The following is an 11,277-nucleotide window of genomic DNA, read 5'->3' on the forward strand; positions in this document are numbered from 1 at the left end:
GCTTCTAATTAAACGACTGCCCGCGCATCCTGATGGCCTGAAGAAGCCCGATCCCGATGAGATTGGCGAAAGTGGCGGTGCCGCCATACGACACGAACGGCAACGGCAACCCCGTGATCGGCATGATCCCGATCGTCATCCCCACATTGATGAACGCCTGGAACGCGAACCAGCACACGATCATCCCCGCGACCAGCGTCCCGAACCTGTCCTCGCACCGCTTGGCGATCTTCAGCCCGCGTAGCAGCACCACGCCGAGCAGCAACACGACCGTGACCGACCCGAGGAACCCGAACTCCTCCCCCGCCACCGTGAAGATGAAGTCGGTGTGCTGCTCGGGCACGAACCGCCCGGTCGTCTGCCCGCCGCCGAGCAGCCCCTTGCCCAGGAGCTGCCCGGAGCCGATCGCGATCATCGACTGGGTGCTGTTGTAGCCCACGCCCCGCGGATCGACGCTCGGATCGACGAACGCCGTGAACCGCGCCACCTGGTACGGCTCCAGCATCTCGAAGTAGAACACCGCGAACACCCCGAGCCCCGCCACCACCGCCAGCGCCGCGATCAACCGCTTGCGCACTCCCGCGATCACCAGCCCGGCGGCCATGATCACGGCCAGCACCATCGCCGTGCCGAGGTCGGGCTGGAGCATCACCAGCCCCATCGTGATCGCCGAGGCGATGATCGCCAGGACGATGTCGAGCCCTCGCGGCCGATCGGTCCCCTCGGCCGGTTGCGCCAGCAACATCGCCATGATGAGCAGCAGCCCGACCTTGGCGAACTCCGACGGCTGCACCGCGAACCCACCGCCCAGCAGGATCCACGAATGCGACCCGTTGATCGTCGCGCCCAGCGGAGTGATCACGAGCCCCAGCCCGACCAGCGACAACAGGAACACCAATGGCGCGTACGCCCGCATCGCCCGATGGTCGATCATGGTCACGATCGCGCACAGCACCACCCCGATGACCTCGTTGAGCAGGTGTTTCTTCACCAGCCCCGTGGCCCCGGGCGCCCATGTCCTGGTGGACGACCACACCAGCAGCGTGCCGATCACGCACAACCCGGCCACCGCCACCAGCATCAGCCCGTCGAGCCGCCGCACCGTCGAGTCCTCGGCGACCACCCGCCGGAAGAGCGAGGGCCGTCGCGCGGCGATCGTACGGCCGGTCACCCCCCGGCCACCGTTCCGTCCGGCGCGAACGTCGGCAACCTCGTCGTGAGCCGCCCGCCGGGCACGGCCGCCTGCCGCTTGATGCCGTAGATCCCCTCATAGATCTCGCGTACGGCCGGCGCCGCCGTCTGCGCGCCCATCCCGCCCTGGGAGACCATGACGACCACCACGTACTGCGGGTTCCGCGTCGGCGCGAACGACGCGAACCACGAGGTGTCCTGCTTGCCCCACACCTCCGCGGTGCCCGTCTTGCCGCCGATGCGGATCTTGTCCATCGGGAACCCGGCGAATGCCCCCGCCGCGGTGCCGTCGGCGGCGACCTGGCTGAGCGCGTTCTTGATGTAGCGGCGCTCCTTCTCGCTGATCGGCAGCTTGCCGACCACCGGCACGGGGATGGTCTTGACGACCTTGCCGTCGGGCCGCACCTGCGCCCACCCGATGCGCGGGCTGCGCACCTTGCCGTCGCTCACCAGCGCCATGTAGGCCCTGGCCAGCTGCATGGGCGTGACGAGCACGTCGCCCTGGCCGATGGAGAAGTTCGCCGAGTCACCGGGCCTCAGCAGGAACCCCTCGGTGCAGTTCTCCAGCGCGAGCCGTTTGAGGAACTCGGCCCGCGACCTGTCCTTCTCCTCCGGATAGCCCTTGCGCGACCGCTCGCAGGTCACCGCGCTGGTCCTGTTCCACAGGTCCTTCTTCCACGCCCGGTCGGGGATGCGGCCGCCGGACTCGCCCGGCAGGTCCACGCCGGTCGGCCGGCCGAACCCGAACGCCCTGGCCGTGTTGGCGAACACCTCTTTCGGCGCCTTCTTCGGGGTCCGCCCGCCGTCCTTGAGGTACTGCTCGTAGGCGGCCCTGTAGAAGATCGTGTCGCACGACTTGACCAGCGCCGTGTGCAGGGTGAGCGTGCCCAGCGGGATGCCGCGGAAGTTGTTGAACGCCCGGCCGCCCACCGCGACTGAACCGGGGCAGGAGTAGGTGCCGTTCAGCGGGTAGCCCGCCCGCAGCATCGAGGCCACCGACGAGATCTTGAACGTCGAACCAGGCGCGAACTGCCCGTTGATCGCCCGCGACACCAGCGGTTTGCCCGACTTCTCCGACAGCAGCCACTGGTATCCGCGCGCGGAGATCCCGCCGCCCCAGATCGCCGGGTCGTAGCCGGGCGCGCTGGCCAGCGCCACCACCCGGCCCGTACGCGCGTCGAGCACCACCCCCGCGCCGCCGTCGGCCGCCGGCGCGGACTTCATCGCCTTGCCGAGCGCCTTCTCGACCACGGCCTGGATCCGCGAGTCGATGCTGGTCACCAGGTGGTCGCCGGGCACGGGCGTCACCTGCTCCTCGAGCCCGAGCGCCTTGCCCATCCGGTCGACCTGCACCCTGCGCAGCCCCGACTTGCCGCGCAGCGCGTCGTCGTAGACGTACTCCAGCCCGTCACGCCCGGCCAGGTCCACCCCGGAGAAGCTGGCCTTGAGCCCTTCCCGCTCTTCCAGCTCCGCCTCGGTGACCGGCTGCAGGTAGCCGAGCATCTGCGCCCCGGCCCGGCCTCCCGGATACTGCCTGACGGAGTGGATCTCCGCCGTCACCCCGGGAAACTCCTCCTGCCGCTCCAGGATCTGCAGCGCCTCGCGGGTGTCGACCTTCTCGTCCAACGGCACCGGCTGGTACGGCGACCCCGTCCAGCACGGCTTGCGGATCCCCGGCCCGCACGGCGTGATCCGCTGCTGCAGGTCAGGCACCGGCTTGCCGAGCACTTTCGAGAGCTTGCGCAGCACCTCGACGCCGCCGTCGGGCATCCTGGACAGGATGGTCCTGTCCACGGAGACGACCAGCGCCGTCTTGTTGCGCACCAGCGGCCGCCCCGACGAGTCGAGTATCTGCCCGCGCACGGCCGGCACGATCACCGCCCGCGTCCTGGTCTCCGTCGCCCGCGTGACGAACTCCTGCCCGCGCACCACCTGCACCTGCCACAGACGCCCGGCCAGCACCACCAGCATGGTCACCACCAGCACGTGCAGCACCAGCAGCCGGGCTCGCATCCGGATCATGTCGAGTACCCCGGCCGTCCGATACGCGCCGTCAGCCAGATGACGATCGGGGACACGAGCAGCGTGTAGACGACGGTGACGGGCACGTAGCCGGTCAGGGTGGCCATCGTCACCCGTGGATCGGAGATGAGCCCGCCCACGGCCGCCGCCAGCAGTGGCGCCAGCAGCACGCACAACACCACGGTCGTCACCGGCCCGCCCGCGCCGCGTCCCGCCACGTATCCGACGAGAGCCAGCACGAACGCGTACTGTCCGACGAGATGCGCGGTGGGCGGCATGACGTCGACCAGCAGACCCGCGAAGAAGCCCAGCACCGCCCCGGCGACGGGCCCACGCGCCAGCGCCGCGCCGATCACGGCCAGCAGTACCAGATCAGGCGCGCCCCCGGCCGGCAGCGGCACCCGATTGACCAGCATGACCTGCGCCAGCAACGCCAGCAGCACGCACAGCCCCCCGATCACCGCTCTCCCCCCTCAACCGGCACCCCGCTCGCCCCATCTCGACCGCCACTCCTGACCGCCATAACCCACCCCGGCCAGCACCCCGGACCGCCACAAAGCCACCCCGGCCTCGACCCGCAGCCCCGATCACAAACGGCCCCTCACACCCGCGGTCACCGCAATCCCCCACAGTCACCACAAACCCCACACCCGCACTCACCGCGGGCCGTCCTTGTCAGGCAGCACCGCGTCACGTGGATTCCGCTTGGGCGCCTCCACCACCACGCCGACCACGTCGAGCGCCGTCATATCCGCGTACGGCTTGGCGTACGCGATGCGCGTCAACTCCCCCGGCGTGGACTCCACCCGCTCGATCACCCCGATGGGCACCCCCGGCACGTACGGGGCGCCGTTCTGGGAGCCGAAGCTGACGATGCGCGCACCACGGGTCAGCGGCGCCGTCGAGTCCAGGAGCCTGAACTGGACGAGCCGCCCGTTCTCCCCCACCCCGTGCACGACACCTATCTCCTTGCCGCCTTCCAGCCGCGCCCCGGCGGCCGAGGCCGGGTCGCTGAGCAGCACGACGGTCGAGGTGTGCGCGGAGGCGTGGACGACGCGCCCGATCAGCCCGTCGCCGTTGAGCACCGTCATCTCCGACCGGACGCCGTCGCCGGTGCCCGCGTCGATCTGCACGGTGTCCTCGAACCCCGGTTGGCCGCGCCGCGCGACCACGTTGGCGGGAACCACCTTGTATCCGCCGGCTCCCGACAGCCCCAGCACCTTCCTGAGCTCCTTGGACCTGGCCCCGTCGAGCTTGTCCGCCACCAGCCCGGCCCGCAACCTGGCGTTCTCCTCCTTGAGCCCGTCGATCCGCTCCTGGGCGCCGGGCGCGCTCAGAACGGCCTGAACGAACCCGCCGACCGGCCGCACCACCCCGCTGCCGAACCGTTCCGCCGTCCCGAACACGTACGCGCCGGCCGAGCGCAGCGGGGCCAGCGGTGAGCTGTCGCCGGTGCGGTGGTCGACGGTCAGGATGACCAGTGCCGCCATCAGCAGCACTCCCAGGATCAGCCGGGCCCGGCGCGAGTCTCTCATCAGTGCCGCGACTCCGGCACAAGAACCTGCTGGAGGGCCTCGAACTCCTCCGCGCACTTGCCGGAGCCGATGGCGACCGAGTCCAGCGCGTTGTCGACGAGGTGCACGGGCATGCCCGTCTCCGCCTTGACCCGCTCGTCCAGCCCCTTGAGCAGCGCGCCGCCACCGGTGAGCGCGATGCCGCGGTCCATGATGTCGCCGGACAGCTCGGGCGGGCACTTGTCGAGCGTGGTCTTGACCGCGTCCACGATGGCGTTGACCGGCTCCTCCGTGGCCTTCCTGATCTCCTCGCTGGACACGATGATGGTCTTGGGCAGCCCGCTGACCAGGTCGCGGCCGCGGATCTCCGCGTGCGACTCCTCGCCGCCCGGGCAGGCCGAGCCGATGGCCATCTTGATCTCCTCGGCGGTGCGCTCGCCCAGCATCAGCGAATATTCCTTCTTGGCGAACGTGATCACCGCCTGGTCCAGCTCGTCACCGCCCACCCTGATCGACTGACTGGTGACCACGCCGCCCATCGAGATGATCGCCACCTCGGTGGTGCCGCCGCCGATGTCGACCACCATGTTTCCGGTGGGCTCGTGCACCGGCAGCCCCGCCCCGATGGCGGCCGCCATGGGCTCCTCGACGATGTAGACCCTCCTGGCCCCGGCCTGGTAGCCGGCCTCCTTCACCGCACGCTGCTCAACGCTGGTGATGCCGCTGGGCACCGCAATGATGATGCGCGGCTTGGCGAAATGCCGCCGCCTGTGCACCCTTTGGATGAAATATCGCAACATCCGCTCGGTGACGTCGAAGTCCGCGATCACGCCGTCCTTGAGCGGGCGGACCGCGACGATGTTGCCAGGCGTACGACCGATCATCCGCTTGGCCTCTATGCCGACCGCCACGATCTTGCTGGTGACGGTGTTGATCGCCACGACTGACGGCTCGTTGAGCACGATGCCCCGGCCGCGCACGTAGACCAGCGTGTTGGCGGTGCCCAGGTCGACCGCCATGTCACGGCCGAGGAACGCGAGCTTGCTGCCCATGGGGAACGGAGCCCTCCGTAACGTCGTTCGCGAATGACTACGGATCGAATTCGAATCGTAACGTGACGTACCCACCGATGGGCGCAATGAGCCCTCGCGCCCATCAAAAATCTCCAGCCCCTACCTCAACCGCAATTTTGCCCGGATTGCACCACAACATCCGATCGCCGCGTAGAGTCGGCGCGCCACCACGACGGGCTCTTCACCTCACGCCACAGTCCCTCAGCGGCCCGCTCGCCGCCCGATCCGCCAACCCCGCATCCGTTCCCCCAAGAACGGCGCCGCCACCCTCAGAAAGCCGCCCACGAGCCGCACAGACCCATCTCACCCGCTTCACCCACCACGGGCAACCATACGGCGGCGGACCGACAAAGACGCGCGCCCGCACAGCCGGAGCTGCGCGGGCGCGCCAAGGGTCACCCGACCGACTAGAACCGGTCAGGGAAGAAGATCTTGATCTCCCTGGCGGCCGACTCGGGCGAGTCGGAGCCGTGCACGACGTTCTCACCGATCTCGAGGGCGTGGTCGCCGCGGATGGTGCCGGGAGCCGACTTGACCGGGTCGGTGGCGCCGGCCAGGGCGCGGAACGCCTCGACGGCGCGCGGGCCTTCGAGCACCATGGCGACGATCGGCCCGGACGTGATGAACTCGACAAGCTCCCCGAAGAACGGCCGCTCGGAATGCTCGGCGTAGTGCGTCTTGGCGGTGTCGGCGTCGAGGGTGCGCAGGTCCATCGCCACGACCTTCAGGCCCTTGCGCTCCACACGGGCGATCACGTCACCGATGAGGCCGCGCTTAACCCCGTCGGGCTTGATCAGGACAAGAGTGCGCTCGGACACTTGATGTTCTCCTTCGAACAGAGTGGGGTCGCGGCAACAGGCGCCCGGCCTCACCGCGAGAACGCTTCGCGGGGCATGGGCCGTCGCGTCGCCATAGCCGGGCCCTCAGCTTACCGTCCCCCGCCCACACCCTCGTTTCCGTAGGGGAAAGCCCCGCCTACGGGGAGGCGGATTCCTCAGGTGACTGGCTCGGCGGCGGCACGGCCGGCAGCTCCCCGGCCGCCGAATCAGCCTCGGACTCACCCACACGCTCTCCGAACGCCCCTTGGGACGGCACCGGCAGTACGACGCGCGGAATGGCACCGGTCGGCCGCTCATCATCGGCAGCGGCAGGTACGGCCTCGGACTCGGACGACCGCACGAGCAGCACGTCCTGCCCGGTCCACACCACCGTACCGGCAGAACCGGCCACATCCCCACCCACAGAACCGCCTCGCGCACTGGACCCCTCTTCACCACTGGAACCACTCCGCGCACCCGAGGCCTCCTCACCCAGCGAAGCCGCCGACGCCTCCTCGTCCGGAAACGCGGTCTCCCTGACCGAACCGCCCCCCGAAGGCGACGTCTCGCCATCGAAGATCTGCGCGGACATCGGAGGCCGCCGTGCCATCACGGACACCAGCACGATGACCGCCACCAGCAGGAACCCACCGACCAACGCCCACTTGTGCAGCGCTCCGACGAAGTTGTCCACCAGCTGCTGAGCCGAGGTCACCCCATCGAACATCTTCATCTGCACCCCGGTACCGAGCAGGAACCCCGCCAGCACCCCCGCGAAGCACAACGACAACCCGAAGACCGCGGCCCCGATCCCCACCTCCTGCAGCGTCGCGGTCAATGCCACCGCCGCCCCCACGGCGAGCAGTGTCAACGGCGCCACCAGCACCAGCCCGTCCTCCGATGGCACCATCAGCCGCACCGCGCACAACCCGGCGACCATCGACAGCAGCCCCAGCGGCGCCAGCCATCGCCCGGCGCCGACCGCGAACAGCCGCACCACGACGGAGGCACCGATCGCGAGCATCCCGGCCACCCCGTACGGCACCCACAAGCCCCTCAGCCCAGGACCGCCGAGCCCGCCCATCTCCACCAGCGTCACCTGAGCCGCGCTGGGCAGCAGCACCACGCCCACCGCCACCATGGAGTACGCCAGCGTACGGCTCTCCGCCGCCCCCACCGAGGCCAGCGCCAGCAGCCCGGCGATCGCCAGCGCCCCGAGCAGCATCACGGGCACGGCCCGCCACCCCTCCGAAGCCGTGCTGATCGCCACGACGCCGATGCCCGCCGCGAGCAGGACGGCCATCCCCAGCCGCCCGCGTTCGCCCGTATCGGGCACCGGCGAGGCAGACCTCCCGAACAGCATCAAAGCCACCATGTACGCCGCAGCCAGGGCAAGCGCCGCACCCGTCACCATCGGGTACGGCTGCAGCGTCACCTTCCAACTGCTCACGTCGTCCAGCGGCCACAGCGTCAGGGCCTGCGCCGCCAGCAGGCTCAGGCTGAACACGCCCACCCACAGCGCACGCAGCGCCGGCACCCGGTCCCAGACGGCCACGAGCGTGCCCGTCACGATCAGCCCGGATCCGGCGCCGCGCAGCACGCGCATGACCCCGACTGCGAGTTCGGAGGCGGCGTACCCGCCGGCGGCGTCGGTCACGGCCACCAGCGCCACCCCGGCGAGCAGGAGGTGAGCCGCCTTCACCCGCCGCAGCGCCAGGGACGCGAGCGGCACGGTCAGCATCAGCGCGGGCAGCGCGAGACCGTGGGTACGACGCCAGCCGACCTGGTCGATGTCGGCGGGCAGCAATTCGGCGACGACGGAGAGCGTGTTGGGTATCGCGACGATCGCCAGCGGCAGCGCGGCGACGACGAGCAGCCCGAGCAATGTGTCGAGCAACCACGGATGTCTGGGGGCAGCCGGACGAGGCGACCGCTGGATCGGGGGAACGGCCATGTAGGCCGACTTTAGCGGGAAGTAGCGCCCTCGATACGCCGAGCGACGATAATCGCCGTGATCCAGAGCGCCGCGAAGATCGCCCCGAGGAAGAACATGGTCGGCACGAGAAAGCCCGTGCAGATCGCCAGCACCTGCACGACGCTACCGGCGACGTACCCGAAAGGCCGCTTGAGCAGGCCTGCGACGACGACGCATAGCACGGCGAGCCCGATGCCCGCGGTCACGGCCAGCCACGGCTCCACACCGGCCACGGTGATCGCCACCGGCGTGATCAGCCCCGCCACGATGGCCTCCATGCCGAGCACGCTGGCGCCGAGCCTTCGCATACCGGGCGTGACCTCGAAGTTCATCGCTCACCGTCCACCTTGAGCAGGCGCCGCGCGTCCCCGGCCGTGACGACGGATCCGGCGATGAACACGCCGGTGCCGCTGAACTCGCCTTCAGCGTCCGCGATGGCGATGCCCCTGTCGATGGCGTCGTCGAGCCGGTCGACGACATGCACCCGGTCCTCGCCGAAGAGCGGCTCCGCCAGGGACGCCAGTTTCTCCGGCGACATCGACCTGGGCGAGGAGTTACGCGTGACGACGATCTCGTCGAGAACTGGTTCGAGCAGCTCCAGCAGACTGTCGACGTCCTTGTCGCGCATGACCGCGAGCACGCCGATCACCTTGGCGAAGTCGAACGCCTCGTGCAGCCCCTCCAGCGTCGCCTGCATGCCCCCGGGGTTGTGGGCCGCGTCCACCACGACCGTCGGCGTACGGCGTACGATTTCCATCCGGCCCGGCGAGGACGCCTGCGCGAACGCCTGGCGTACGAGCTCGGCGTCGAGCGGGTCGTCACCCCCGGTCAGCGCCTCGACGGCGGCCAGCGCGCAGACGGCGTTGCTCGCCTGATGCGCGCCGTAGAGCGGCAGGTAGACCTCATCGTAGACACCCTTGAGCCCGCGCAGCGTGAGCAGTTGCCCGCCCATCGCCACCTCGCGGTTCAGCACGCCGAATTCGAGCCCCTCACGAGCCACCACCGCGCCGACGTCGGCCGCCCGGCGCATCAGCACCTCGGCCGCGGCGAGCTCCTGCTGAGCGAGCACGGCGGTCGTGCCCGGCTTGATGATGCCCGCCTTTTCTCCGGCGATGCTGGGGATGTCGGACCCGAGCCGGTCGGTGTGGTCCAGCGAGATCGGCGTGATCACGGACACGGCGCCGTCGGCGACGTTGGTGGCGTCCCAGGACCCGCCCATGCCGGCCTCGATCACCGCGACGTCGACCGGCCAGTCGGCGAACGCCGCGAACGCCATCGCGGTCAGCAGCTCGAAGAACTGCACCCGCCGCCCCTTCGCGTCGATCAACTCGACGTAGGGAATGATCTCCTCGTAGACCTCCGCGAAGCGCTCCTCGCTCAGCGGCTCCCCGTCGACGGTGATCCGCTCGCGCACCGACACCAGATGAGGGCTGGTGAACCGGCCCACTCGCAGATTGCGCTCCTTGAGCAGCGCCTCGGCGAGCCTGGCGGTGCTCGTCTTGCCGTTGGTGCCCGCGATATGTATGACCTGATATGCCCGTTGCGGTGAGCCGAGCACATCCAGGAGGTCCGCGATCGTGTCAAGCGTCGGCTCGAAATCCCACTCGACGCCACGCTCCATGATCGCGCGTTCTATCGCACGATAATCCACCCCTCAACCCTACTGACCGCCCGTAGCGGCCCGGACGCGGGCCAGAACATATCGCGGATCGGATAGAAAGCTGGAGGGCACTCATCGGACCCGCCCGAATGCCACTTTGGTGAACAGCCTGCTCCACCCCCCGGCAGGCCGCCCCCAAGGAGGACATCGTGGAAGGCGAGAACGCCCACGCGGACGAGCCCCGCGCCGGTGGGCACTCACCGTCAGCGGGTACGTCTTCGGGCTCGCCTGCCAACCGCTGGCCAGCGTACTGCTCGACTTCTGGCAGGCCGACAGGAACGGCGCGTACGACAACATCACCTACAACTTCCGCGGTCACCAGTACACCAACGCCCAGGGCGCCTTCAGACTCACCACGATCGTGCCGGGCCTCTATCCCGGCCGCACCCGGCACATTCACGTGAAGGCCCAGGCGCCAGGCCGGCCCGTGCTCACCACGCAGCTCTATTTCCCCGGCGAACCCAGAAACAACACCGACACCATCTTCGATCCGGCGTTGCTGATGAACGCACGGACGGTGGGGACCGGCAGGGAGGCCACCTTCGACTTCGTGCTCAACGTCCCGGGCGTTCCGCCCACGGACCCAACGACAAGCCCGCCTCCGGGCGGCGGCATCTGGCAGGTTGGGGTGACCTATCAGGCGGGTGACCAGGTCACGTATGGAGGCGCGACGTACCGGTGCCTGCAGGGCCATCTGTCGCAGGCGGGCTGGGAACCACCCAACGTCCCCGCTCTGTGGCAACGCGCCTGACCTCACGGTCCCCGAACGCAAGAGAGGGCCACCCCGGCTGCTGGGGGTGGCCCTCGTTCGCATTCAGCCGGCCCACCCACCAACAATGGCAGGCCAAAACAGGAAAAGCCCCCGACCTACTGGTCGAGGGCCTCCCCCATATTAACGATTGTCCGGCGGTGACCTACTCTCCCACACCCTCCCGAGTGCAGTACCATCGGCGCAGAGAAGCTTAACTTCCGGGTTCGGAATGTAACCGGGTGTTTCCTTCCCGCCATAACCGCCGTAACCCTC

The 11,277-nt window shown here is 69.3% G+C and carries 10 protein-coding genes and 1 rRNA gene; 1 reads left to right on the top strand and 10 read right to left on the bottom strand.

Annotated features, from left to right (window positions below; all coding sequences use genetic code 11):
- Window positions 1-4: 4 nt before the first annotated feature.
- The 9 genes from rodA to ITP53_RS19095 form a co-directional block, all read right to left on the bottom strand.
- Window positions 5-1,171, bottom strand: a complete 1,167-nt coding sequence (gene rodA / locus ITP53_RS19055; protein ID WP_195896757.1) for a rod shape-determining protein RodA — start codon at window positions 1,169-1,171, stop codon at window positions 5-7.
- On the bottom strand, window positions 1,168-3,213 hold the full coding sequence (gene mrdA / locus ITP53_RS19060) for a penicillin-binding protein 2 (RefSeq protein ID WP_195896758.1): 2,046 nt from the start codon (window positions 3,211-3,213) through the stop codon (window positions 1,168-1,170). Before mrdA ends, rodA begins: the two co-directional genes overlap by 4 nt.
- A complete protein-coding gene (gene mreD, locus ITP53_RS19065) occupies window positions 3,210-3,674 on the bottom strand; it encodes a rod shape-determining protein MreD (RefSeq protein WP_195896759.1) in 465 nt (154 codons plus the stop codon). Before mreD ends, mrdA begins: the two co-directional genes overlap by 4 nt.
- Window positions 3,675-3,869: 195 nt before the next feature.
- Window positions 3,870-4,748, bottom strand: coding sequence for a rod shape-determining protein MreC (gene mreC / locus ITP53_RS19070; RefSeq protein ID WP_195896760.1), 879 nt, complete (start codon window positions 4,746-4,748; stop codon window positions 3,870-3,872).
- Entirely contained in the window at window positions 4,748-5,779 is a 1,032-nt protein-coding gene (locus tag ITP53_RS19075) for a rod shape-determining protein (protein WP_195896761.1), read from the bottom strand. Before ITP53_RS19075 ends, mreC begins: the two co-directional genes overlap by 1 nt.
- A gap of 428 nt (window positions 5,780-6,207) precedes the next feature.
- Complete coding sequence (ndk, locus tag ITP53_RS19080; protein WP_195896762.1) at window positions 6,208-6,618, bottom strand: nucleoside-diphosphate kinase; 411 nt, start codon at window positions 6,616-6,618, stop codon at window positions 6,208-6,210.
- Window positions 6,619-6,775: 157 nt separating this feature from the next.
- Window positions 6,776-8,515, bottom strand: a complete 1,740-nt coding sequence (locus ITP53_RS19085; protein ID WP_195896763.1) for a hypothetical protein — start codon at window positions 8,513-8,515, stop codon at window positions 6,776-6,778.
- Between the two features lie 68 nt (window positions 8,516-8,583).
- Window positions 8,584-8,925, bottom strand: coding sequence for a DUF4233 domain-containing protein (locus tag ITP53_RS19090; protein WP_207756118.1), 342 nt, complete (start codon window positions 8,923-8,925; stop codon window positions 8,584-8,586).
- Complete coding sequence (locus ITP53_RS19095) at window positions 8,922-10,214, bottom strand: bifunctional folylpolyglutamate synthase/dihydrofolate synthase (protein ID WP_195896766.1); 1,293 nt, start codon at window positions 10,212-10,214, stop codon at window positions 8,922-8,924. Before ITP53_RS19095 ends, ITP53_RS19090 begins: the two co-directional genes overlap by 4 nt.
- 139 nt (window positions 10,215-10,353) lie before the next feature.
- Here ITP53_RS19095 and ITP53_RS19100 point away from each other — a divergent pair, with 139 nt between their 5' ends.
- Complete coding sequence (locus ITP53_RS19100; protein WP_328815033.1) at window positions 10,354-11,004, top strand: carbohydrate-binding protein; 651 nt, start codon at window positions 10,354-10,356, stop codon at window positions 11,002-11,004.
- A gap of 150 nt (window positions 11,005-11,154) precedes the next feature.
- Here the strand turns inward: ITP53_RS19100 and rrf are convergent.
- Window positions 11,155-11,271 (bottom strand): 5S ribosomal RNA (gene rrf / locus ITP53_RS19105).
- Between the last annotated feature and the right edge of the window lie 6 nt (window positions 11,272-11,277).

Origin of the sequence: Nonomuraea cypriaca (assembly GCF_015645445.1) — a bacterium.
Lineage (GTDB): Bacteria > Actinomycetota > Actinomycetes > Streptosporangiales > Streptosporangiaceae > Nonomuraea > Nonomuraea cypriaca.